19 protein-coding genes are annotated in these 23541 nt (G+C 70.7%); 17 read left to right on the top strand and 2 right to left on the bottom strand.

The features are described from left to right. Positions 1–9: 9 nt before the first annotated feature. The 4 genes from ruvX (at position 10) to ACSYGO_RS11145 (ending at position 7375) form a co-directional block, all read left to right on the top strand. Positions 10–474, top strand: coding sequence for a Holliday junction resolvase RuvX (gene ruvX / locus ACSYGO_RS11160; RefSeq protein WP_028803703.1), 465 nt, complete (start codon positions 10–12; stop codon positions 472–474). 123 nt (positions 475–597) lie between these two features. Next, the gene (gene mltG / locus ACSYGO_RS11155; RefSeq protein ID WP_426681678.1) at positions 598–2364 is read left to right on the top strand and encodes an endolytic transglycosylase MltG; all 1767 of its coding nucleotides are present in this window, start codon (positions 598–600) and stop codon (positions 2362–2364) included. After that, positions 2342–3184, top strand: a complete 843-nt coding sequence (locus ACSYGO_RS11150; protein WP_426681679.1) for a shikimate dehydrogenase — start codon at positions 2342–2344, stop codon at positions 3182–3184. Before mltG ends, ACSYGO_RS11150 begins: the two co-directional genes overlap by 23 nt. Before the next feature lie 246 nt (positions 3185–3430). Next, a complete protein-coding gene (locus ACSYGO_RS11145) occupies positions 3431–7375 on the top strand; it encodes a golvesin C-terminal-like domain-containing protein (protein WP_460386598.1) in 3945 nt (1314 codons plus the stop codon). A 55-nt stretch (positions 7376–7430) separates the two neighbouring features. On the opposite strand, the gene ACSYGO_RS11140 is transcribed toward ACSYGO_RS11145, so the two are convergent. Further along, on the bottom strand, positions 7431–7574 hold the full coding sequence (locus tag ACSYGO_RS11140) for a hypothetical protein (protein ID WP_426681681.1): 144 nt from the start codon (positions 7572–7574) through the stop codon (positions 7431–7433). Positions 7575–7976: 402 nt separating this feature from the next. Here ACSYGO_RS11140 and aroC point away from each other — a divergent pair, with 402 nt between their 5' ends. From aroC to nusB, 7 genes are all read left to right on the top strand, one after another. After that, positions 7977–9161 carry a chorismate synthase gene (gene aroC / locus ACSYGO_RS11135; protein ID WP_426681682.1) on the top strand — a complete coding sequence of 395 codons (1185 nt, stop codon included), beginning with the start codon at positions 7977–7979 and terminating at the stop codon, positions 9159–9161. Between the two features lie 29 nt (positions 9162–9190). Then, positions 9191–9673, top strand: a complete 483-nt coding sequence (locus ACSYGO_RS11130) for a shikimate kinase (protein WP_426681779.1) — start codon at positions 9191–9193, stop codon at positions 9671–9673. Further along, positions 9670–10761, top strand: a complete 1092-nt coding sequence (gene aroB / locus ACSYGO_RS11125) for a 3-dehydroquinate synthase (protein ID WP_426681683.1) — start codon at positions 9670–9672, stop codon at positions 10759–10761. The genes ACSYGO_RS11130 and aroB overlap by 4 nt, the downstream gene beginning before the upstream one ends. Positions 10762–11051: 290 nt before the next feature. Further along, positions 11052–11954 carry a Pro-rich N-terminal domain-containing protein gene (locus tag ACSYGO_RS11120; RefSeq protein WP_426681684.1) on the top strand — a complete coding sequence of 301 codons (903 nt, stop codon included), beginning with the start codon at positions 11052–11054 and terminating at the stop codon, positions 11952–11954. A gap of 299 nt (positions 11955–12253) precedes the next feature. Continuing rightward, positions 12254–13360, top strand: coding sequence for a M24 family metallopeptidase (locus tag ACSYGO_RS11115; protein ID WP_426681685.1), 1107 nt, complete (start codon positions 12254–12256; stop codon positions 13358–13360). 58 nt (positions 13361–13418) lie between these two features. Further along, positions 13419–13985: an elongation factor P gene (gene efp, locus ACSYGO_RS11110; RefSeq protein ID WP_028803694.1), complete on the top strand. Its 567-nt coding sequence runs from the start codon at positions 13419–13421 to the stop codon at positions 13983–13985. Positions 13986–13987: 2 nt separating this feature from the next. Continuing rightward, a complete protein-coding gene (gene nusB / locus ACSYGO_RS11105; protein ID WP_426681686.1) occupies positions 13988–14422 on the top strand; it encodes a transcription antitermination factor NusB in 435 nt (144 codons plus the stop codon). A 319-nt stretch (positions 14423–14741) separates the two neighbouring features. Here nusB and bldD read toward each other — a convergent pair whose 3' ends face one another. Continuing rightward, on the bottom strand, positions 14742–15242 hold the full coding sequence (gene bldD, locus ACSYGO_RS11100) for a transcriptional regulator BldD (protein ID WP_028803692.1): 501 nt from the start codon (positions 15240–15242) through the stop codon (positions 14742–14744). 253 nt (positions 15243–15495) lie between these two features. Here bldD and pyrR point away from each other — a divergent pair, with 253 nt between their 5' ends. From pyrR to carB, 6 genes are all read left to right on the top strand, one after another. Next, positions 15496–16086, top strand: a complete 591-nt coding sequence (gene pyrR / locus ACSYGO_RS11095; RefSeq protein WP_426681687.1) for a bifunctional pyr operon transcriptional regulator/uracil phosphoribosyltransferase PyrR — start codon at positions 15496–15498, stop codon at positions 16084–16086. 94 nt (positions 16087–16180) lie between these two features. Continuing rightward, positions 16181–17158 (top strand): aspartate carbamoyltransferase catalytic subunit, encoded by a 978-nt coding sequence (locus tag ACSYGO_RS11090; RefSeq protein WP_426681688.1) that lies wholly within the window; start codon positions 16181–16183, stop codon positions 17156–17158. Positions 17159–17162: 4 nt separating this feature from the next. Beyond that, positions 17163–18449 carry a dihydroorotase gene (locus ACSYGO_RS11085; RefSeq protein ID WP_426681689.1) on the top strand — a complete coding sequence of 429 codons (1287 nt, stop codon included), beginning with the start codon at positions 17163–17165 and terminating at the stop codon, positions 18447–18449. 14 nt (positions 18450–18463) lie between these two features. Then, positions 18464–19063 carry a PH-like domain-containing protein gene (locus ACSYGO_RS11080; protein ID WP_460389702.1) on the top strand — a complete coding sequence of 200 codons (600 nt, stop codon included), beginning with the start codon at positions 18464–18466 and terminating at the stop codon, positions 19061–19063. Next, positions 19060–20202, top strand: a complete 1143-nt coding sequence (carA, locus tag ACSYGO_RS11075; RefSeq protein WP_095933026.1) for a glutamine-hydrolyzing carbamoyl-phosphate synthase small subunit — start codon at positions 19060–19062, stop codon at positions 20200–20202. The genes ACSYGO_RS11080 and carA overlap by 4 nt, the downstream gene beginning before the upstream one ends. Next, positions 20195–23503 (top strand): carbamoyl-phosphate synthase large subunit, encoded by a 3309-nt coding sequence (gene carB / locus ACSYGO_RS11070; protein WP_426681690.1) that lies wholly within the window; start codon positions 20195–20197, stop codon positions 23501–23503. The genes carA and carB overlap by 8 nt, the downstream gene beginning before the upstream one ends. Positions 23504–23541 lie beyond the last annotated feature (38 nt).

Genomic DNA, 23541 nt, shown 5'->3' with positions numbered 1-23541 from the left:
GTCAGGACCATGCGCAGAGGACGTCGACTCGCGATCGACGTCGGGGACGCCCGGATCGGGGTCGCCTCGTGCGACCCCGACGGGATCCTCGCCACTCCGGTGGAGACGGTCCCGGGGCGTGACATCCCCGCGGCCCACCGCCGGCTGAAGCAGCTCGTCGAGGAGTACGAGCCGATCGAGGTCGTCGTGGGGCTGCCTCGCTCCCTCAAGGGGGGCGAGGGCCCGGCCGCGGTGAAGGTCCGCGCCTTCGCCCAGGAACTCGCCCGGGGGATCGCGCCCGTCCCGGTGCGGCTCGTGGACGAGCGGATGACCACGGTGACGGCGAGTCAGGGACTGCGGGCCTCGGGCGTGAAATCCAAGAAGGGCCGGTCGGTCATCGACCAGGCGGCGGCCGTCATCATCCTGCAGCAGGCCTTGGAATCCGAACGGGTGTCAGGTAAATCTCCCGGCGAGGGCGTCGAAGTGGTCATCTGATCGCGATACGGTAACGTTCCGCGCGATGCGGTGGTGTTCGAACAGCCGCCGCACAGCAAAGAGGCGGACGGGAGCCGGGCTCACCGCACCAGCAGCCGCCGTCTCGCGGCTCGTAGGGGATCGATGACTGAGTATGGCCGGGGCGCAGGCTCCGAACCGTGGCATCCGGAGGACCCGTTGTACGGGGACGGCGGATGGGGAGGACAGGCCGCCGACGGCCAGTCCCCCTACGGCGGCCAGCCACAGCACTACCCGCAGGAGCCGCAGCAGCAGGCGCAGTACGGCGGCTGGGGCACGGGTCAGCAGGACGCGTACGGCCAGGGGCAGCAGCAGTACCCGCACCAGGGCCAGCAGCAGTACCCGCATCAGGGCCGGCAGCAGTTCTCCGGCCAGGGCCAGCAGCAGTACCCGGACCAGCAGTACGCGGGCCAGGGTCAGCAGTACGTCGACCACGGGCAGCAGCAGTACGCAGGTCAGGGGCAGCAGCAGTACAACGACGGCAACTGGAACACCGGGTCGCACACCCAGGTCCCGTACGCCGCCGATCCGGCCGACCCGTACGGCGGCCAGTACAGCGGTGGGCAGCCCGACTACTACAACACTCCGGACGCCTATCCGCCGCCGGAGCCGCCGGCCCGCCGACGCGCCGAACCCGAGCCGAAGACGGACTGGGACCCCGGTCCCGACCAGGGCGAACACGCCTTCTTCGCCGGTGGCGGAGACGATGACGACGACGACTTCGACGACGACCCGCAGGGCCGCCGGGGCCGCGGGGACCGCCGCGGCAAGGGCGGGAGCAAAGGGAAGAAACGTCGCAGCGGCTGCGCCTGCCTCGTGGTCGTGCTGGTCTTCGGAGGAGGACTCGGCGGAGTCGGATATTACGGATATCAGTTCTACCAGAATCGTTTTGGCCCGGCGCCGGACTATGCCGGCGAAGGCACCGGCGAGACCGTGAACGTCCAGGTGCCCAAGGGTGCCGGCGGTGCGGAGATCGGGCGCCTCATGCGGGACGCCGGCGTCGTCAAGAGCGTCGACGCGTTCGTGTCGGCGTTCACCCAGAACTCCGAGTCTGGCTCCATCCAGGCCGGCGCGTACACCATGAAGAAGGAGATGTCCGCCGCGAGCGCCGTGAAATGGATGCTCGACCCCAAGAGTCAGAACAACCTGACCGTCAGCGAGGGGCAGCGGAACTCCGCGGTCTACGAGGCCATCGACAAGAAGCTCGCCCTGAAGGCCGGTACCACCGGCAAGGTGGCCGCGAAGGAGTACAAGAACCTCGGGCTGCCGGACTGGGCGAAGGCCGGCAAGGACGTCAAGGATCCGCTGGAAGGGTTCCTGTACCCGGCCACGTATCCGGCCGCCAAGGGCATGAAGCCCGAGGACGTCCTGAAGAAGATGGTCGCCCAGGCCAACCAGAGGTACACGGAACTCGACCTCAAGGGGAAGGCCAAGAGCTTCGGCCTGGAGGACCCGTACCAGCTCGTCACGGTCGCGAGCCTCGTCCAGGCCGAGGGCAAGACGCACGACGACTTCCGCAAGATGGCCGAGGTCGTCTACAACCGCCTCAAGCCGACCAACACCGAGACCAACCAGCTGCTGCAGTTCGACTCGACCTTCAACTACCTGAAGAAGCAGAGCAACATCGACATCAGCGAGTCGGAGATCAACAGCAACCAGGACCCGTACAACACGTACACGCGCAAGGGGCTGCCGCCCGGTCCGATCGGAAACCCGGGCGACGAGGCGCTGCGGGCCGCGCTCAACCCGACGGACGACGGCTGGATCTACTTCGTGGCGACCGACGGCCAGAGCAACACCGAGTTCGCCAAGACGTACGCCGACTTCCAGAAGCTCAAGGAAAAATTCAATGACAGCTCGGGCAAGAACTGACGCCCGTCGGGCCGCCGTCCTCGGTTCCCCCATCGCGCACTCGCTGTCCCCGGTGCTCCACCGGGCCGCGTACACGGAACTGGGGCTCGGCGACTGGTCGTACGACCGCTTCGAGGTCGACGAGGAGGCGCTGCCCGGGTTCTTCGCGGAGCTCGGCCCGGAATGGGCCGGGCTGTCGCTGACCATGCCGCTCAAGCGGGCCGTCATGCCGCTGCTCGACGAGATCAGCGACACGGCGGCCTCCGTCGAGGCCGTCAACACGGTGGTGTTCACCGAGGAAGGGCGCAGCGTCGGCGACAACACGGATATTCCGGGCATGGTCGCCGCCCTGCGCGAGCGAGGCATCGAGGAGGTGGACTCCGCCGCCATCCTCGGCGCGGGTGCCACCGCCTCGTCCGCGCTGGCCGCGCTGGCCCGGATCTGCACCGGTGAGGTCGTCGCCTATGTCCGCAGCGAGGGGCGCGCCGCGGAGATGCGGCAGTGGGGCGAACGGCTCGACGTCGAGGTGCGGACCGCGGACTGGGCGGACGCCGAGCAGGCGCTGCGCGCGCCGCTGGTGATCGCCACGACTCCGGCCGGGACCACGGACGCGCTGGCCGCCGCGGTCCCGGAACGGCCGGCGACCCTCTTCGACGTGCTCTACGACCCGTGGCCCACGGACCTCGCGGCGCGCTGGTCCGCCTACGGCGGGGCCGTGGTCAGCGGACTCGACCTGCTGCTGCACCAGGCGGTCCTCCAGGTCGAGCAGATGACCGGGCGGTCGCCCGCTCCGCTCGACGCGATGCGCAAGGCGGGCGAGCACGCGCTCGCCGCCCGCTGAGGGCTGTCCCGCCCTCAGGTCCCCACCGGCCATTCCCGCCCGCCTTTCGCGACGCCGGGAATGGCCGGATCCGGCCCCGGTCGCCGGGGCTTTCCCGAACGCGCGCACGGGCTGGCGGCATTGCGCCAGTGCCCCTGATCGCAGAACCGTCACCTCGACGGCCTCCTACTGTTCCCAGCGGATGTTGCATGGACCATCCGTTTCCCGCGTGACCCGCGGGCCGACAGGGAGCAGGACGGCTGACAGGTGAAACTCCGAACGGCAAGAAAGAGATGGGTCGTTGTACTGACGTCGGCCCTGACCGTGGGCCTGCTGCCCTCGGCGTACGCCCTCGCCGCACCCCAGGCGCCGGGCGACGGCGGGGCCTCGGCGGGCAAGGCCCCGAACACGGCCGCCCGGACGGCCGGGGCGGCGGCTGATCCGTCGGGTCCGTCCAAGGTCGCCGATCCGGACCGTACGCTGCCGAAGGGCTGGCGGACGTCGGACGACCGCGCCGTCACCGTGGCGGGCGACGCGCGAGGACTGCACGTCCTGGTCGCCGACAGCGCCGACGCCTACCAGTGGCAGGAGGCGGCCACGCTGCGGGAGGACGGTTTCGACGCGGACGCGTGGATCGGCAACGTGTGCGTCACGGGCTCCGGCAAGCGGGCTGTGGTGGCCTACGCGCCGCGGACCTTCACCAACACTCCCGCGCTGTTCGACCGCGGCGCCTTCGCCGCAGTGGTCGACCTCGGCACCCACAAGGTGACCAAGCTGCCGCAGCAGGTCTCACTCGCCTACTTCAACCCGGGCTGCGGCGCGGGGGAGACGGCGGTGCTGACCCAGTCCGCCGACGAAGAGGTCGGCAAGACGCGGCTGCTGCGGCTGAACACCGTCACCGGCAAGGTGAGCGGCACGGTCACCGTGCGCGGCGAGGCGACGTCCGCCGTCCCGGTCGGGGACGCGACGGTCGCGGCCCTCGGCAACCGGCTCACCCGCATCACGGGCAGCGGTTCCACCCAGCTGATCGGCCGGACCTCGGGTCCCGCGTTCCGTCTGCACCCCGACGCGGACGGCGGCGTCGGCTTCCTCGACCGGCACGGCAACGATGTCGCGGTCCGCCGGGCCGCGGGCGGCAAGGTCACGGAGCTGGCGCACGGAGCCCTCGGCAAGGTGGGGCTGTCCGCCGGCACCGGCGGTCGGCTGTTCCTCACCGGGAAGCCGCAAGGCGTCGCCCAACTGCCCAGCGGCATAAGGCGGCTGGAGGCCGAAGCCGGTACGGAGGTGTCCTCGCACGGCCGTCTGGTCATCGAGCGGGCCGTCTCCACGGGGCTGCGCTCCCATGTGACCAGCCCGCTCGCGGCCACCGGTGACGACAGCCCGCTGCCGTTCACCGTCGAGGCACGGGTGCCCGCCACCGACAAGAAGGTCGACTTCACCGTCCCGCCGGACACCAGCACCGGGGCCGGGCAGCACTCGCCCGCGCTGCGGACCGCCGCCGCGGGCGGCACCACCAAGCAGGCCCTCGCCGCCACCGCCGCGGCCTCGTCCACCACCACGTCCGACCCCGAGCGGACCTGCGCCGTCCCCCGCAACGACGAGTCGCAGCAGGCCCTCCAGCCCACCCCGAACCAGGTCGAGTGGGCCGCGGACATGGCGATCCGCGGAAACCTGACCAGCGGCTACATCACCCAGGGCGGCTGGCGTTCGGCCGACGGCCTCGGTTCCTCGGTCTCGCCCTCGACGATGTTCCCGGTGCCCGCGCTGAAGGGAGCCGCCTCGGGTTCGCGGATCCCGGCACAGGTGCTGCTGGGCATCCTGGCGCAGGAGTCCAACCTGTGGCAGGCGTCGTACCACGCGCTGCCGGGCCAGACGGGCAACGCGCTGATCGGCAACTTCTACGGCACGAACATCTACCCGGGCACCACCGGCTACGACCCGACCAAGATCTGGTCGATCGACTGGGCCAAGGCCGACTGCGGCTACGGCATCGGCCAGCAGACCGACGGCATGAGCGTCGCCACCCGTCAGCAGCCCGGCAAGCCGGGCGCCCTCCCCGCGGACCAGCAGCGGGCCATCGCTCTCGACTACGCCGCGAACATCGCCGTCGCCGCGCAGACGCTCGCGAAGAAGTGGAACGAGCTGCACACCGACGGCCAGACGATCAAGATCAACGACGACGACCCCAAGTACATCGAGAACTGGTTCGCCGCCGCCTGGAACTACAACCTCGGCTACAACACGCCCGACTCCAGCGGCAAATGGGGCCTCGGCTGGCTGAACAACCCGGCCAACCCCAAGTACCCGGCCGACCGGTTCGCCTTCCTCGACAACAACCACTACGCGGACGCCGCGCAGCCGCAGAAGTGGCCCTACCCGGAGAAGGTGATGGGCTGGGCCGCCTTCCCGATCGACACCGGCCGCTCCTACAGCGACGCCGGCGTGCAGGACAGCGGCAACACCCACGGCTTCCAGGCGGCGTGGTGGGGCAACGCGGGAGCCCGCACGCGGGTCAAGCCGTCCCTGGACACCTTCTGCAACGGCAGCAACGGCTGTGACTCGGGCAACCCGCCGCAGTGCACCACGGAGGACTGCTACAAGCAGTACTGGTACCACGCCAACGCCAGCTGGAAGACGACCTGTTCCCTCGAGTGCGGCAACGAGACCCTCACCTACAAGACGCTGCGTGCCGAGCTCGGCCGGGGCAACAGCGGCCAGCCCAACTGCTCCACGAGCGGACTTCCCTCGGGCGCCCGGATCGTCGACGACGTCGACGCAGGGGTGCCGACCATGCGCACCGACTGCTCCAAGACCTGGAGCAACGCCGGAACCATGTCCTGGGACTTCGCCGACACCCCGGGAACCGTCACCACGTACGAGGGCAAGGAGGACTTCCACCAGGTCGGCGGCGGGTTCGGCGCCCACTTCTGGTTCGCGCACACACGCAACAGCGCCAACCGCATCTCGCAGATGAAGGTCACCGGCACCTGGACGCTGACCCAGCGGCTCGACCAGTGGGCACGGGTCATGGTGCACCTCCCGTCCACCGGCTCCGAGTCGCAGCAGGCCAGGTACGACATCACCCTCGGCGACGGCACGACGCGGCACCGCACGATCAACCAGGTCACGTCGAAGAACGAGTGGTACCCGCTCGGCACGTACCACTTCGTGAACGGCTCCAAGCCGCAGAGCGTCGCCCTGAGCAACGCCGCGGGCGACGGCACGGCCGACGACGACGTGGCCTGGGACGCGGTCGCCTTCGTGCCGCTGTCCGCGAAGCCGAAGGACTTCGTCGTCGCGATGGGCGACTCGTTCTCGTCCGGTGAGGGCGCGGGGTCGTACGCTCCCGAGTCGGACATGGACTACGGCAAGCGGACGTGGAACGCCTGCCACCGCAGCGCCAACGCCTGGAGCCGCAAGGCCGTCCTGCCGGGCCGCTCGTCCTCCGTCGGGGCGCTCGCCGACGCGAACGACCCGACCCTGGACTACCAGTTCGTCGCCTGCTCGGGCGCGTACACGGACAACGCGCTCGGCAAGTACTCGGCGGGCCGCGACGACCAGACGGCCCCCTGGGGCTGGGGGAACGACGGGGAGTTCGGGGAGATCCCGCAGCTGGGCTCCGGTGTGCTCAGCGCGGACACGACCCTGGTCACGATCTCCATCGGCGGCAACGACGCGCGGTTCTCGCCCCTCGCGGCGGCCTGCGCGGCCACGGACTGCTCCGACAGCGGATACACGTACAAGAGCGACCCCAAGCCGCTCACGGAGTACGAGCCGGAGTTCATCGCCAACAGTGTCGGGCCCTGGGTCTCGGAGACCCTGACCGAGATCCGCGCGCAGGCACCCAACGCCAAGATCGTGCTCATGGGGTACCCCCGGCTGTTCAGCCCCACGGCGTGCGCGGTCGAGTACAACGACCGTGAGGTCGCGATCTTCAACTCCTGGGCGGACAAACTCGCCACGGTGATGAAGCAGTCGGCGACGAGTTTCGGCGACCCGAAGATCGTCTACACGAACCCGCAGTACAAGTTCGAGGGCCACGCCTTCTGTGACGGGCCGCACTACATCAATCCCATTCAGATGAGTCCGAACGGTCCGGGAGATTTCCAGGAGGCCGCGATGCCCAGTCGTGGATCCATTCATCCCAATGATCTCGGCACCACCGCTTATGCGCAGGTGCTGGAGGACGCCCTGAACGGCACCCTGCACTGACGACAGGCGGCCGGGGCGCCGCCCGCACCATGGGCGCGCACCCCGGCCGCGCAGGTCAGAAGACGAACCAGCCTCCCCCGAAGACGCTTCCGAGCAGGTACGAGACCCCGGCTCCGACCAGCAGGAAGAGAAGCAGCACCGCCAGCGTCGCGAGGAGGAACTGGCCGCCGACCGATCTCAGGAAACGTCTCGCCTTCACGCCCCACAGACTAGGCCCGGAGGGTTTCGAGGTTCGGTGGACCGCCGCCCTCGACGAGCGACCCGGATTCTCCTGGCGGGCCGGACCCGGGAATCCTTTCGCGTGCATGTGACCGTCATTTCCGTCAAGGGAATGCGGGAGGAATCGGTCAAGGGAATGCGGGAGGAAAGGGATGGGTTTCCCGGAAATATGGCCGGAATTCGCCGGTCGCGCACAGGTGACGTCCGGTCGCGCGCACGTGACGATGTGCGTCCGCCTGATGGACCTGCGACCGGATCCGAGCCCCGGACGTGGGAGGATCGGAGGTGGCGGGCCAGGGCCGCGCACCCGGTCACGCCGTCGCCGTACGCGAGGACGCGCGTACGCAGCAGCAGTACCAGGGCGCGAGCATGAGGAGCACCGTTGAGCAGGTTGCGCTGGCTGACCGCGGGGGAGTCCCACGGTCCCGCACTTGTCGCGACGCTGGAGGGCCTTCCCGCCGGCGTGCCGATCACCACGGAGATGGTGGCCGACCACCTCGCCCGGCGGCGCCTGGGCTATGGACGCGGTGCCCGCATGAAGTTCGAGCGCGACGAGGTCACCTTCCTGGGCGGCGTGCGCCACGGCCTCACGCTCGGCTCGCCGGTGGCCGTCATGGTCGGCAACACCGAGTGGCCCAAGTGGGAACAGGTCATGGCCGCCGACCCGGTCGACCCCGAGGTCCTCGCCGAACTGGCCCGCAACGCCCCGCTGACCCGGCCGCGCCCCGGTCACGCCGACCTCGCCGGCATGCAGAAGTACGGCTTCGACGAGGCCCGGCCGATCCTGGAGCGCGCCTCCGCCCGCGAGACCGCGGCCCGCGTGGCTCTCGGCGCGGTGGCCCGCTCGTACCTGAAGGAGACGGCCGGGATCGAGATCGTCTCGCACGTCGTCGAGCTGGCCCAGGCGAAGGCCCCCTACGGCGTCTACCCGAAGCCCTCGGACGTCGAGCGCCTCGACGCCGACCCGGTGCGCTGCCTCGACGCCGACACCTCGAAGGCGATGGTCGCGGAGATCGACCAGGCCCACAAGGACGGCGACACCCTCGGCGGTGTCGTCGAGGTCCTGGCGTACGGCGTGCCCGTCGGCCTCGGCTCCCACGTCCACTGGGACCGGCGCCTCGACGCACGGCTCGCCGCCGCGCTCATGGGCATCCAGGCCATCAAGGGCGTCGAGGTCGGCGACGGCTTCGAGCTCGCCCGTGTGCCCGGCTCGAAGGCCCACGACGAGATCGTCCACACCGAGGACGGCATCCGGCGCAGCACCGGCCGCTCCGGCGGCACCGAGGGCGGCCTCACCACCGGCGAGCTGCTGCGCGTCCGCGCCGCGATGAAGCCGATCGCCACCGTGCCCCGCGCGCTCGCCACCATCGACGTCGCCACCGGCGAGGCCGCCAAGGCCCACCACCAGCGCTCCGACGTCTGCGCGGTCCCGGCGGCGGGCATCGTCGCCGAGGCGATGGTCGCGCTCGTCCTCGCCGACGCCGTCGCCGAGAAGTTCGGCGGCGACAGCGTCCCGGAGACCCGCCGGAACGTGCAGTCGTACCTTGAGAACCTGGCCATCCGGTGACCGCCCCGCGCGTTGTCCTCGTCGGGCCCATGGGCGTCGGCAAGTCCACCGTGGGCGCACTCGTCGCCGAGCGGCTCGGCTGCGTCTACCGTGACACGGACGACGACATCGTGGCCGCGCAGGGCCGCACCATCGCCGACATCTTCGTCGACGAGGGCGAGCCGGCCTTCCGCGCGATCGAGAAGCAGGCCGTGCACAGGGCCCTCGCCGAGCACGAGGGAGTCCTCGCGCTCGGCGGCGGCGCGATCCTCGACGAGGACACCCGCACGCTGCTCGCCGCGCACCTGGTCGTCTATCTCTCGATGGACGTCGAGGAGGCGGTCAAGCGCACCGGCCTCAACACCGCCCGGCCGCTGCTCGCCGTCAACCCGCGCCGCCAGTGGCGCGAGTTGATGGACGCACGCCGCCACCTGTACACCGAGGTCGCCGGAGCCGTCGTGGCCACCGACGGCCGCACCCCCGAAGAGGTCGCCCAAGCGGTCCTCGACGCACTGGAGTTGAAGGAAGCATGAGCGAGGCAGTGACCCGTATCCAGGTCGGCGGCACGGCGGGCACCGACCCCTACGAGGTCCTGGTCGGCCGTCAGCTCCTCGGTGAACTGGGCGCACTGATCGGCGAGCGTGCCAAGCGCGTCGCGGTCATCCACCCCGAGGCGCTCGCCGAGACCGGTGAGGCGCTCCGCGCGGATCTGGCCGAGCAGGGCTTCGAGGCGGTCGCCATCCAGGTGCCCAACGCGGAGGAGGCCAAGACCGCGGAGGTCGCCGCGTACTGCTGGAAGGCGCTGGGCCAGTCCGGGTTCACCCGCACCGACGTCATCGTCGGCGTCGGCGGTGGCGCCACCACCGACCTGGCGGGCTTCGTCGCGGCGACCTGGCTGCGCGGCGTGCGCTGGATCGCCGTTCCGACCACCGTGCTCGGCATGGTGGACGCGGCGGTGGGCGGCAAGACCGGCATCAACACGGCCGAGGGCAAGAACCTCGTGGGCTCCTTCCACCCGCCCGCCGGTGTGATCTGCGACCTGGCCGCGCTCGACTCGCTGCCCGTCAACGACTACGTCTCCGGGCTCGCGGAGATCATCAAGGCCGGCTTCATCGCCGACCCCGTGATCCTCGAACTCATCGAGGCCGACCCGCAGGCGGCGCGCACCCCCGCGGGCCCGCACACCGCCGAGCTCATCGAGCGCTCCATCAAGGTCAAGGCCGAGGTCGTCTCCGGAGACCTCAAGGAGTCGGGGCTGCGCGAGATCCTCAACTACGGGCACACGCTCGCGCACGCCATCGAGAAGAACGAGCGCTACAAGTGGCGGCACGGCGCGGCCGTCGCCGTCGGCATGCACTTCGCCGCCGAACTCGGCCGCCTGGCGGGCCGCCTGGACGACGCGACCGCCGACCGCCACCGCACCGTCCTGGAGTCCGTCGGCCTCCCGCTGAGCTACCGCTACGACCAGTGGCCCAAGCTCCTGGAGAACATGAAGGTCGACAAGAAGTCCCGCGGCGACCTGCTGCGCTTCATCGTCCTCGACGGGCTGGCCAAGCCCACCGTCATGGAGGGACCGGACCCCGCCGTGCTGCTCGCCGCGTACGGCGAAGTGGGCGAGTAAGTCCCACCGAGGCACCGTCCGTCCGATTCGCCTTGCGGCACGGGCACTTCGGGCCGACCCCGGCCGTTCACCAAACGACGGCCGGGGACGGTACCGTTCGGTAGCGAAGCGGGGTTCGCGCCCCGCTGCCGGCGCGCATTGCCTGCGGCGAGTGAGCCGAAGGGTCGCGCCGGTGCGAAGAGGACGAGCGTGCGAGGGCCCGTGGGGTCGCGCACGGCCGGACTCCCGGCACCGGCTCCTGCGCCCGGACGTGGACCGAGCCCGAGAAGAACGAGACGGAGTGGCACCGGATGCAGGACGCAGTGGGGGCTCCGCTGCCGCCGCCCCACCAGCCGGGGCACGGACCGGCCGCCGGCTGGTCGTCGGCCGGACACCACCCGGGACACCCGGGTCCCGCACCCGCCCCGGGTTTCGCCGGAGCGCCCGTACCTCCCGGGGTGCCACCTGCCCCGGCTCCGCAGCACGTGCCCCCGCACCACGCTCACGCGCAGCCTCCCCACCAGGGCGCGCCGCAGCATGGGCACCACGCACCGGTTCCGCCGACGCCTGACACCACCGGACATGTGCAGTTGCCGTCCGGTGCCCCGGTGCCGGTGCCCGCGCCGTCGCCCGCCGCGGAAGCGCCCGACCCCGCGGCCACCACGCTCGCGGTCCTGCTCATCGGCCCCGCGGGTGCCGGCAAGACCAGCGTCGCCAAGTACTGGGCGGACCACCGCCGGGTCCCCACCGCGCACATCAGCCTCGACGACGTACGCGAATGGGTGCGCTCGGGCTTCGCCGACCCGCAGTCCGGGTGGAACGACAACTCGGAGGCGCAGTACCGTCTCGCCCGCCGCACCTGCGGCTTCGCCGCGCGGAACTTCCTGGCCAACGGCATCTCCTGCATCCTGGACGACGCCGTCTTCCCGGACCGCCCCGTCGTCGGCCTCGGCGGCTGGAAGCGGCACGTGGGGCCCGGCCTGATGCCGGTCGTCCTGCTGCCCGGCCTGGAGATAGTCCTGGAGCGCAATGCCGAGCGCTCCGGAAACCGCCGTCTGTCCGACGAGGAGGTCGCCCGCATCCACGGCCGCATGGCCGGGTGGTACGGCTCCGGGCTGCCCATCATCGACAACTCCCAGCTCGACGTGCCGACCACGGCCCGCGTCCTGGACGACGTGCTCGCCCGCTCGATCGCCAGCCCGCCGCAGTGGTGACGCGTACTTCCCCGCGGCACGGGTGAGCCGCGCGGGTCTGCCGCGGTATGGGCCCCGGCCCGCCGTCGCGATGACGGGCGGCGACCCGCGTCCGCGGAAGTGACGGACAGCCGCCGCGGCGGCTCCTGCGCACGCCGGCCGGCCCGCCCACCAGGCCGATGTCGCCGAGGTGCCCTGTCCTTGCGCACTCCCGTCGGACGGCCCCTGCGCACTCCCGCGGGTTCACCGGAACGGCTCCTCTGGACCCGTCCGGCCTCTCTGGACCGGCGACATCCGGCCACCGCTCGTACGCTCGGTTCATGCCAGAGGTGTACGCGGCCCGCAGAGAGCGGCTCCGGGAGCGCTGTGCGGCCGGCGGGAGCGAGACGGCGCTCGTCACCCGCCCGGCCAATGTGAGGTACCTCGCCGGCGCGGCCCCGGCCGGTGCCGTGCTCCTGCTGGGAGTGGTCGAGGACCTCCTGCTGTGCGGCAGTCCGCCGAGCGGCGAGGCCGGGGAAGGACGCCCTGACGAGACCCTGCTCGTACGGGTGCTGCCGCGCGCCGGCGGTGATGCCGCCGTCGCCGCCGCCGACGTCGCCGCGTCCCAGGGCGCCGAGTCCGTCGCCATCGAGGAGCACCATCTGACCGTGGCGCGGCACCGCGCCATCCTCTCCGTGGCGCCGCAGCTGCGTCTCGGAGACCTGGGCGGAGCGGTGGAGCAGCTGCGGGTGATCAAGGACGAGGAGGAGATCTCCTCGCTGCGGATCGGCGCCGAGATCGTCGACCAGGCTCTGGGGGAGCTCCTGGAGTCCATCCTCGTCGGCCGCACCGAGCGGCACCTCGCGCTGGAACTGGAGCGCCGCCTCGTCGACCATGGTGCAGACGGTCCGGCCTTCCCGACCGCCGTCGGCACCGGCCCGAACTCCGGGCGGCGCGGCCACCGGCCCACCGACCGGCGTGTCGAGGAGGGCGACTTCCTCTCCGTCTGCCTCGGCGCGACCTACCGCGGCTACCGCTGCGAGATCGGCCGCACCTTCGTCATCGGCACCTCGCCCGCGGACTGGCAGATCGAGCTCTACGACCTGGTCTTCGCCGCCCAGCGAGCCGGGCGGGAGGCGCTGACACCCGGCGCCGCCTACCGTGACGTGGACCGGGCCGCCCGTCAGGTACTCGACTCCGCGGGGTACGCGGAGGCACTTCCTCCGCTGACCGGGCACGGTGTCGGGCTCGAAATCGACGAGGACCCGCAGCTGGCCCCCGCGGCCATGGGTAAACTGGACGCTTGTGTGCCGGTCACCGTCGAACCGGGGGTCCACCTCCCGGGCCGGGGCGGTGTCCGGATCGATGACACGCTCGTCGTCCGCTCCGAGGCGGACGGCGGACCCGAGCTACTCACCATCACGACCAAGGAGCTGCTCGCGCTCTAGCTTCGAGCTGTGCGCGTGTCCCGGGGTCGTCCACGTCAGTCCAGGAGATTCCGCAACCGTGGCTTCCACGAACGACCTCAAGAACGGCATGGTGCTCAAGCTCGAAGGCGGCCAGCTCTGGTCCGTCGTCGAGTTCCAGCACGTCAAGCCCGGCAAGGGCCCGGCCTTCGTGCGCACCAAGCTCAAGAACGTGCTCTCCGGCAAGGTCGTCGACAAGACGTTCAACGCCGGTGTCAAGGTCGAGACGGCCACTGTCGACAAGCGCGACATGCAGTTCTCGTACATGGACGGCGAGTACTTCGTCTTCATGGACATGGAGACCTACGACCAGCTGCACATCGACCGGAAGGCCGTCGGCGACGCCGCGAACTTCCTGATCGAGGGCTTCACCGCCACCGTCGCGCAGCACGAGGGCGAGGTGCTCTTCGTCGAGCTGCCGGCCGCCGTCGAGCTCGTCATCCAGGAGACCGAGCCGGGCGTCCAGGGCGACCGCTCCACCGGTGGCACCAAGCCCGCCACCCTGGAGACCGGCCACCAGATCAACGTGCCGCTCTTCATCACCACCGGCGAGAAGATCAAGGTCGACACCCGCACGAGCGACTACCTCGGCCGGGTGAACAGCTAACCGTGGCTGCCCGCAACACGGCACGCAAGCGCGCCTTCCAGATCCTCTTCGAGGGCGACCAGCGCGGCGTGGACGTCCTGACGGTCCTCGCGGACTGGATCCGGCACTCCCGGACCGACACCCGGCAGCCTCCGGTGAGCGAGTACACGATGGAGCTGGTCGAGGGCTACGCCGCGAAGGCGTCGCGGATCGACGAGCTCATCGCGCAGTACGCCGTCGGCTGGACGCTGGACAGGATGCCGGTCGTCGACCGCAACATCCTCCGCCTCGGCGCCTACGAGCTGATCTGGGTCGACGAGACCCCGGACGCCGTGGTGCTCGACGAGGCGGTGCAGCTGGCCAAGGAGTTCTCCACGGACGACTCGCCCTCGTTCGTGAACGGCCTGCTGGGCCGGCTGAAGGACCTGAAGCCGTCGCTCCGCCGCGACGAGGCCTAGCGGACTTCGTCTGGATCAGCCCGGCCTGATCCAGACGAAACCCCCTGGCCGCTCGACGCGCACCCGGGCGTGCGCCCGCAAGGGCCGTGCCCGCGGGTGTGCGCCACCGGTGCGTGGCGCACGCGTAGGCGCGGTACCACGCACGTCTCGCGCGCAGAGGCACGAAACGCCGGAGGGCCCGCAGCAGATCATGCTGCGGGCCCTCCGGCGTTCTGGTACCCGGGAGGCTCCTGAGGCGCTCAGAAAGCCGCCGGGGTGGCCGGAACACCATGGTTCCGGCCACCCCGGCGGCACGTTTCTGCTGAGTGGTGCGAAGGGCTCAGGCCTCTTCGTGGGTGACGGCGCGACGCGCGTCCGCGTCCAGGACACCCCAGCTGATCAGCTGCTCGGTGAGGACCGAGGGCGACTGGTCGTAGATGACCGCGAGGGTGCGCAGGTCGTCCTGGCGGATCGACAGCACCTTGCCGTTGTAGTCACCGCGCTGCGACTGGATCGTGGCCGCGTACCGCTGGAGAGGGCCTGCCTTCTCCGCCGGGACGTGGGCAAGACGCTCCAGGTCGAGGACGAGCTTCGGCGGCGGCTCGGCGGCTCCGCCCGGGGTGGTGCCCGGCAGCAGCTCCTGCACCGGCACTCCGTAGAAGTCCGCCAGCTCCGCGAGGCGCTGCACGGTGACCGCGCGGTCTCCGCGCTCGTACGATCCGACCACGACCGCCTTCCAGCGACCCTGGGACTTCTCCTCGACGCCGTGGAGGGAAAGGCCCTGCTGGGTGCGGATGGCGCGGAGCTTGGCCCCGAGCTGTTTGGCGTATTCGCTGGACATATAGCTCCCCGGACGCTGTATCAACGTGCGGCTCCGCCGCGCGGCTGGTGACTCTGGTGACTCACTGTGAGGTTACGCAGCGTTACTCTTCCCCGTCAAGCCGAACGGTTCGCACCGACCCTTCCGTGGGAGTCACGCGCGGTGGCTCAAAGGGATGTGATCAGGGGCGTTGCCGGGCTGGTATGGTCGATGGCGCAATTCCGACGTCCTTTAATGATCCGTCCCGTGAGGCGGAGAAGGAGGTCCGTTTCGTATGGACACAGAGCAGGACAAGCCGCAGCACGAGTCCGATGCACGGCCCGTTCTCGAGGGCCCCGACATCGCGCGGGTGCTGACCCGTATCGCCCACGAGATCGTCGAGCGCGCCAAGGGCGCCGACGACGTGGTGCTCCTCGGCATTCCGACCCGAGGCGTCTTCCTGGCCCGCAGGCTCGCGGACAAGCTCGAAGAGATCACCGGCCGAAAGATCCCGGTCGGCTCCCTCGACATCACCATGTACCGCGACGACCTGCGCATGCACCCGCCGCGCGCGCTGGCCCGCACCGAGATCCCCGGTGACGGCATCGACGGCCGCCTGGTCGTCCTCGTCGACGACGTGCTCTTCTCCGGCCGCACCATCCGCGCCGCGCTCGACGCGCTGAACGACATCGGCCGTCCGCGTGCCGTGCAGCTCGCCGTGCTCGTCGACCGCGGCCACCGCGAACTGCCCATCCGTGCCGACTACGTCGGCAAGAACCTCCCCACGTCGTTGCGGGAGACGGTCAAGGTCCAGCTCGCCGAGGAGGACGGTCGCGACACCGTGCTGCTCGGCGCGAAGCGGACCTCCCCGGGCGAGCGGCAGTAGCACTCCGCCGTACGGCACCGCCGTACGCCGAACGAGTGCCCTGCGCGCCCCCGCATGCCCGAATCCTCCTGAACTGCCTTACGGAGCCTGACAGATGCAGCGTCATCTCATCTCGGCCGCCGACCTCACCCGCGACGACGCCGTCCTGATCCTCGACACCGCCGAGGAGATGGCCAGGGTCGCCGACCGGCCGATCAAGAAGCTGCCGACCCTGCGCGGCCGCACCGTCGTGAACCTCTTCTTCGAGGACTCGACCCGGACCCGGATCTCCTTCGAGGCCGCCGAGAAGCGCCTCTCGGCGGACGTCATCAACTTCACCGCCAAGGGGTCGAGCGTCTCCAAGGGCGAGTCCCTCAAGGACACCGCCCAGACCCTCGAAGCCATGGGTGTCGACGCCGTCGTCATCCGGCACGGCGCCTCCGGAGCCCCCTACCGGCTGGCCACCTCCGGCTGGATCGACGCCGCCGTCATCAACGCCGGCGACGGCACGCACCAGCACCCCACCCAGGCCCTGCTCGACGCCTTCACCATGCGGCGCCGCCTCGTCGGCCGTGACGCCGGCATCGGCCAGGACCTGTCCGGCAAGCGCATCACGATCGTCGGCGACGTCCTGCACAGCCGCGTCGCCCGATCCAACGTCGACCTGCTGCACACCCTCGGCGCCGAGGTCACCCTCGTCGCCCCGCCGACCCTGGTGCCCGTCGGCGTCGAGTCCTGGCCGTGCGAGATCTCGTACGACCTCGACAGCACCCTCTCCAAGTCCGACGCCGTGATGATGCTGCGCGTCCAGCGCGAGCGGATGAACGCGGCGTTCTTCCCGACCGAGCGCGAGTACTCGCGGCGCTACGGCCTCGACGGCGACCGCATGGCGCGGATGCCCGAGCACGCCATCGTGATGCACCCCGGCCCGATGGTCCGCGGCATGGAGATCACCGCCGAGGTCGCCGACTCCGACCGCTGCACCGTCGTCGAGCAGGTCGCCAACGGCGTCTCCATCCGGATGGCCGTCCTGTACCTGCTGCTCGGCGGCAACGAGCCCGCCGTCACCCACACCCGTACCGAGGAGAAGTAAGACCATGAGCAAGATCCTGATCCGTGGTGCGAAGGTGCTCGGGGGCGAGCCGCAGGACGTCCTCATCGACGGCGAGGTCATCGAGGCGGTCGGCACCGGGCTGTCCGCCGACGGCGCCGAGGTCGTCGAGGCCGACGGCAAGGTGCTCCTTCCGGGACTCGTCGACCTGCACACCCATCTGCGCGAGCCGGGCCGCGAGGACTCCGAGACCGTGCTCACCGGCACCCGCGCCGCGGCATCCGGCGGCTACACCGCCGTCTTCGCCATGGCCAACACCTTCCCCGTCGCCGACACCGCCGGCGTCGTCGAGCAGGTCTACCGGCTCGGGCAGGAGCACGGCTACTGCGACGTGCAGCCCATCGGTGCCGTCACCGTCGGCCTGGAGGGCAAGAAGCTCGCCGAACTGGGCGCCATGCACGAGTCCGCGGCCGGCGTGACCGTCTTCTCCGACGACGGCAAGTGCGTGGACGACGCGGTGATCATGCGCCGCGCGCTGGAGTACGTGAAGGCCTTCGGCGGCGTCGTCGCCCAGCACGCCCAGGAGCCCCGCCTCACCGAGGGCGCCCAGATGAACGAGGGCGTCGTCTCGGCCGAGCTGGGCCTCGGCGGGTGGCCGGCGGTGGCCGAGGAGTCGATCATCGCCCGGGACGTCCTGCTCGCCGAGCACGTCGGCTCCCGCGTCCACATCTGCCACCTCTCGACCGCCGGCTCCGTCGAGATCGTCCGCTGGGCCAAGTCCCGCGGCATCGACGTCACCGCCGAGGTCACCCCGCACCACCTCCTGCTCACCGACGAGATGGTGCGCACCTACAACCCGGTCTACAAGGTCAACCCGCCGCTGCGTACCGAGCGCGACGTCATGGCCCTGCGCGAGGCGCTCGCCGACGGCACGATCGACATCGTCGCCACCGACCACGCGCCGCACCCGCACGAGGACAAGGACTGCGAGTGGGCCGCGGCGGCCATGGGCATGGTCGGTCTGGAGACCGCCCTGTCCGTCGTCCAGCAGACGATGGTGGAGACCGGACTGCTCGACTGGGCCGGTGTCGCCGACCGCATGTCCGTCAAGCCCGCGCGAATCGGCCGGGCCGCCGGTCACGGACGTCCCGTCTCGGCTGGTGAGCCCGCGAACCTCACGCTGGTGGACACGGCATACCGTGGGGCCGTGGACCCCGCGGGCTTCGCCTCGCGCAGCCGCAACACCCCCTACGAGGGCCGCGAGCTGCCGGGCCGGGTCACGCACACCTGGCTGCGGGGCAAGGCCACCCTCGTCGACGGGAAGCTCGCGTGACACCTCTCATCTCGATGGCCGCCGAACAGAAGTCGGCGGAAGTGACCGACTGGGCCGCCCGGATCGGCTGGCTCGTGGGCCTCGCCCTGTTCGTCGCACTCGTCTACTGGCTGATGCGCGAGGGCTGGAAGTGGCGCGGCACCCTCCAGGGAGACCTGCCCGAGCTGCCCACCCGCCCGTCGGCCGGCACCCCCGACGCAGCCGGTGAGCCGCAGACGCCTGGAGTGCCGGAACACCCCGGCCCGGCGAGACTGGGCATGAGCGGCCGCTACCACGGCTCCACCACCGCCGGGCAGTGGCTCGACCGGATCGTGGCGCACGGCCTGGGCACCCGCAGCCGGGTCGAGCTCACCCTGACGGACGAGGGACTGGACGTCGTGCGCCCCGGCGCCACCGACTTCTTCGTCCCGGCCGCCGCGCTGCGCGAGGCCCGGCTCGACAAGGGCATCGCGGGCAAGGTCCTCACCGAGGGCGGGCTGCTGGTCGTCACCTGGGCGCACGGCGAGAGGCTGATCGACTCCGGCTTCCGCTCGGACCGCTCGGCCGAGCACGGCGACTGGGCCGACGCAATCAACTCCATGATCAACAAGACGGAAACGGAAGGCGCACGATGACGACCTCCACAAGGGGAGCCTCGAAGGTTCCCGCGGTACTCGTCCTGGAGGACGGCCGGATCTTCCGCGGCCGTGCCTACGGGGCCGTGGGGGAGACCTTCGGCGAAGCGGTGTTCTCCACCGGCATGACCGGCTACCAGGAGACCCTCACCGACCCGTCGTACCACCGCCAGGTCGTGGTGATGACCGCCCCGCACGTCGGCAACACCGGCGTCAACGACGAGGACCCCGAGTCGCAGCGCATCTGGGTCTCCGGCTACGTCGTACGCGACCCCGCCCGCGTGCCCTCCAACTGGCGGGCCAAGCGCTCGCTGGACGAGGAGCTGCGCCACCAGGGCGTCGTCGGCATCAGCGGGATCGACACCCGCGCCCTCACCCGCCACCTGCGCGAGCGCGGCGCCATGCGCGTCGGCATCTTCTCCGGCAACGCCCTGCCCGACGAGGGCACCATGCTCGCCGAGGTGCGCCAGGCGCCCGAGATGAAGGGCGCGAACCTCTCCGCCGAGGTCGCCACCAAGGAGACGTACGTCGTCCCCGCGATCGGCGAGAAGAAGTTCACGGTCGCCGCGGTCGACCTGGGCATCAAGGGCATGACCCCGCAGCGGATGGCCGAGCGCGGCATCGAGGTGCACGTCCTGCCCGCGACGGCCACGGCCGAGGACGTCTTCGCCGTGAACCCCGACGGCGTGTTCTTCTCCAACGGCCCCGGCGACCCGGCCACCGCCGACGGCCCCGTCGCGGTCATGCAGGCGGTGCTGGAGCGCAGGACCCCGCTCTTCGGCATCTGCTTCGGCAACCAGATCCTCGGCCGTGCGCTCGGCTTCGGCACCTACAAGCTGAAGTACGGCCACCGCGGCATCAACCAGCCGGTGCAGGACCGTACGACCGGCAAGGTCGAGGTCACCGCGCACAACCACGGCTTCGCCGTCGACGCCCCGCTCGACAAGGTGTCCGACACCCCCTACGGCCGCGCCGAGGTCTCCCACGTCTGCCTCAACGACAACGTGGTGGAGGGCCTCCAGCTGCTCGACCAGCCGGCCTTCAGCGTCCAGTACCACCCCGAAGCGGCAGCCGGCCCGCACGACGCCGCCTACCTGTTCGACCGCTTCGTATCCCTGATGGAGGGCCAGCGTGCCTAAGCGCACCGATATCCAGTCCGTCCTGGTCATCGGCTCCGGCCCGATCGTCATCGGCCAGGCCGCCGAGTTCGACTACTCCGGCACCCAGGCGTGCCGGGTCCTGAAGTCCGAGGGCCTGCGGGTCATCCTCGTGAACTCCAACCCGGCGACGATCATGACCGACCCGGAGATCGCCGACGCCACCTACGTCGAGCCGATCACCCCGGAGTTCGTCGAGAAGATCATCGCCAAGGAGCGCCCCGACGCGCTGCTGCCCACCCTCGGCGGCCAGACGGCGCTCAACACCGCGATCTCCATGCACGAGCAGGGTGTGCTCGCGAAGTACGGCGTCGAGCTCATCGGCGCCAACGTCGAGGCGATCAACAAGGGCGAGGACCGCGACCTCTTCAAGGGCGTCGTCGAGGCCGTGCGCGAGAAGATCGGCCACGGCGAGTCCGCCCGGTCCGTCATCTGCCACTCCATGGACGACGTCATCAAGGGCGTCGAGACGCTCGGCGGTTACCCCGTCGTCGTCCGCCCCTCCTTCACCATGGGCGGCGCCGGCTCCGGCTTCGCCCACGACGAGGAGGAACTGCGCCGCATCGCCGGCCAGGGCCTCACGCTCTCCCCGACCACCGAGGTGCTCCTGGAGGAGTCCATCCTCGGCTGGAAGGAGTACGAGCTGGAGCTGATGCGCGACAAGAACGACAACGTCGTGGTCGTCTGCTCCATCGAGAACTTCGACCCGATGGGCGTCCACACCGGCGACTCCATCACCGTCGCCCCGGCCATGACGCTGACCGACCGCGAGTACCAGCGGCTGCGCGACATCGGCATCGCGATCATCCGTGAGGTCGGCGTCGACACCGGCGGCTGCAACATCCAGTTCGCGGTCAACCCCGACGACGGCCGCATCATCGTCATCGAGATGAACCCGCGCGTGTCGCGCTCCTCGGCGCTCGCCTCCAAGGCGACCGGCTTCCCGATCGCCAAGATCGCGGCCAAGCTCGCCGTCGGCTACACGCTCGACGAGATCCCGAACGACATCACCGAGAAGACCCCGGCGTCCTTCGAGCCGACCCTCGACTACGTCGTCGTGAAGGCCCCGCGTTTCGCCTTCGAGAAGTTCCCCTCCGCCGACTCCACGCTGACCACGACCATGAAGTCGGTCGGCGAGGCCATGGCGATCGGCCGCAACTTCACCGAGGCGCTCCAGAAGGCACTGCGCTCCCTGGAGAAGAAGGGCAGCCAGTTCACCTTCGTCGGCGAGCCCGGCGACAAGGCCGAGCTGCTGCGCGAGGCCGTCCGGCCCACCGACGGGCGCATCAACTCCGTCATGCAGGCCGTCCGCGCGGGCGCCACGCCCGAGGAGGTCTTCGAGGCGACGAAGATCGACCCGTGGTTCGTCGACCAGCTCTTCCTGATCAAGGAGCTCGCGGACGAGCTGGCCGCAGCCGAGAAGCTGGACCCGGAGCTGCTCGCCGAGGCCAAGCGGCACGGCTTCTCCGACGCCCAGATCGCCGAGATCCGCGGGCTGCGCGAGGACGTCGTCCGTGAGGTGCGGCACGCGCTCGGCGTGCGCCCGGTGTACAAGACGGTGGACACCTGCGCCGCCGAGTTCGCCGCGAAGACGCCGTACTTCTACTCCTCGTACGACGAGGAGACCGAGGTCGCGCCGCGCGAGAAGCCCGCCGTGATCATCCTGGGCTCCGGCCCGAACCGCATCGGCCAGGGCATCGAGTTCGACTACTCCTGCGTCCACGCCTCGTTCGCGCTCAGCGACGCGGGCTACGAGACCGTGATGGTCAACTGCAACCCGGAGACCGTGTCGACCGACTACGACACCTCCGACCGGCTGTACTTCGAGCCGCTGACCCTCGAGGACGTCCTGGAGATCGTCCACGCGGAGTCGCTGGCCGGCCCGATCGCCGGTGTGGTCGTGCAGCTCGGCGGCCAGACCCCGCTGGGCCTGTCGCAGGCGCTCAAGGACAACGGCGTGCCGGTCGTCGGCACGTCCCCCGAGGCGATCCACGCCGCCGAGGACCGCGGCGCCTTCGGCCGCGTCCTCGCCGAGGCGGGCCTGCCGGCTCCCAAGCACGGCACGGCCACCACCTTCGCCGAGGCCAAGGCCATCGCCGACGAGATCGGCTACCCGGTCCTGGTGCGCCCCTCGTACGTCCTCGGCGGGCGCGGCATGGAGATCGTCTACGACGAGACCCGGCTGTCGTCCTACATCGCCGAGTCCACCGAGATCAGCCCCTCGCGGCCGGTCCTGGTCGACCGCTTCCTCGACGACGCCATCGAGATCGACGTCGACGCGCTCTACGACGGCGAGGAGCTCTACCTCGGCGGCGTCATGGAGCACATCGAGGAGGCCGGCATCCACTCCGGCGACTCGGCGTGCGCGCTGCCTCCGATCACGCTCGGCGGGTTCGACATCAAGCGCCTGCGGGCCTCCACGGAGGCCATCGCGAAGGGCGTCGGCGTCCGCGGTCTGATCAACATCCAGTTCGCGATGGCCGGCGACATCCTCTACGTCCTCGAGGCCAACCCGCGCGCCTCGCGCACCGTCCCCTTCACCTCGAAGGCGACCGCGGTGCCGCTGGCGAAGGCCGCCGCCCGCATCTCGCTGGGCGCGACCGTCGCCGAGCTGCGGGCCGAGGGCCTGCTGCCGGCCAACGGCGACGGCGGCACGCTGCCGCTCGACGCGCCGATCTCCGTCAAGGAGGCCGTCATGCCGTGGTCGCGCTTCCGCGACATCCACGGCCGTGGCGTCGACACGGTGCTCGGGCCGGAGATGCGCTCCACCGGTGAGGTCATGGGCATCGACTCGGTGTTCGGCACGGCCTACGCCAAGTCGCAGGCGGGCGCGTACGGTCCGCTGCCGACCAAGGGCCGCGCCTTCATCTCGGTCGCCAACCGCGACAAGCGCTCGATGATCTTCCCGGCGCGTGAACTCGTCGCCCACGGCTTCGAGCTGCTCGCGACGTCCGGCACCGCCGAGGTCCTCAAGCGCAACGGCATCAACGCCACGGTCGTGCGCAAGCAGAGCGAGGGCGAGGGTCCGAACGGCGAGAAGACCATCGTCCAGCTGATCCACGACGGCCAGGTCGACCTCATCGTCAACACGCCGTACGGCACCGGCGGCCGCCTCGACGGCTACGACATCCGTACGGCCGCGGTGGCGCGCTCCGTCCCCTGCCTCACCACGGTCCAGGCGCTCGCCGCCGCCGTCCAGGGGATCGACGCGCTCAACCACGGCGACGTCGGCGTGCGCTCGCTCCAGGAACACGCCGAGCATCTGACCGCGGCCCGCGACTAGCAGCCCCGAGGGGGACACCGGAAACGGTGTCCCCCTCT

The organism is Streptomyces krungchingensis, assembly GCF_054729265.1.
The sequence above is the reverse complement of the archived record's forward strand: the minus strand, read 5'-3'. Positions and strand labels throughout refer to the sequence as shown.

Coding starts and splice junctions, on each gene's coding strand:
- ACSYGO_RS11150 (WP_426681679.1), top strand. CDS start 2,342: ATGACAGCTCGGGCAAGAACTGACGCCCGTCGGGCCGCCGTCCTCGGT.
- carA (WP_095933026.1), top strand. CDS start 19,060: ATGACGACCTCCACAAGGGGAGCCTCGAAGGTTCCCGCGGTACTCGTC.
- ruvX (WP_028803703.1), top strand. CDS start 10: ATGCGCAGAGGACGTCGACTCGCGATCGACGTCGGGGACGCCCGGATC.
- pyrR (WP_426681687.1), top strand. CDS start 15,496: ATGGACACAGAGCAGGACAAGCCGCAGCACGAGTCCGATGCACGGCCC.
- bldD (WP_028803692.1), bottom strand. CDS start 15,242: ATGTCCAGCGAATACGCCAAACAGCTCGGGGCCAAGCTCCGCGCCATC.
- aroB (WP_426681683.1), top strand. CDS start 9,670: ATGAGCGAGGCAGTGACCCGTATCCAGGTCGGCGGCACGGCGGGCACC.
- mltG (WP_426681678.1), top strand. CDS start 598: ATGACTGAGTATGGCCGGGGCGCAGGCTCCGAACCGTGGCATCCGGAG.
- ACSYGO_RS11130 (WP_426681779.1), top strand. CDS start 9,191: ATGGGCGTCGGCAAGTCCACCGTGGGCGCACTCGTCGCCGAGCGGCTC.
- ACSYGO_RS11085 (WP_426681689.1), top strand. CDS start 17,163: ATGAGCAAGATCCTGATCCGTGGTGCGAAGGTGCTCGGGGGCGAGCCG.
- ACSYGO_RS11080 (WP_460389702.1), top strand. CDS start 18,464: ATGGCCGCCGAACAGAAGTCGGCGGAAGTGACCGACTGGGCCGCCCGG.
- ACSYGO_RS11120 (WP_426681684.1), top strand. CDS start 11,052: ATGCAGGACGCAGTGGGGGCTCCGCTGCCGCCGCCCCACCAGCCGGGG.
- ACSYGO_RS11115 (WP_426681685.1), top strand. CDS start 12,254: ATGCCAGAGGTGTACGCGGCCCGCAGAGAGCGGCTCCGGGAGCGCTGT.
- ACSYGO_RS11090 (WP_426681688.1), top strand. CDS start 16,181: ATGCAGCGTCATCTCATCTCGGCCGCCGACCTCACCCGCGACGACGCC.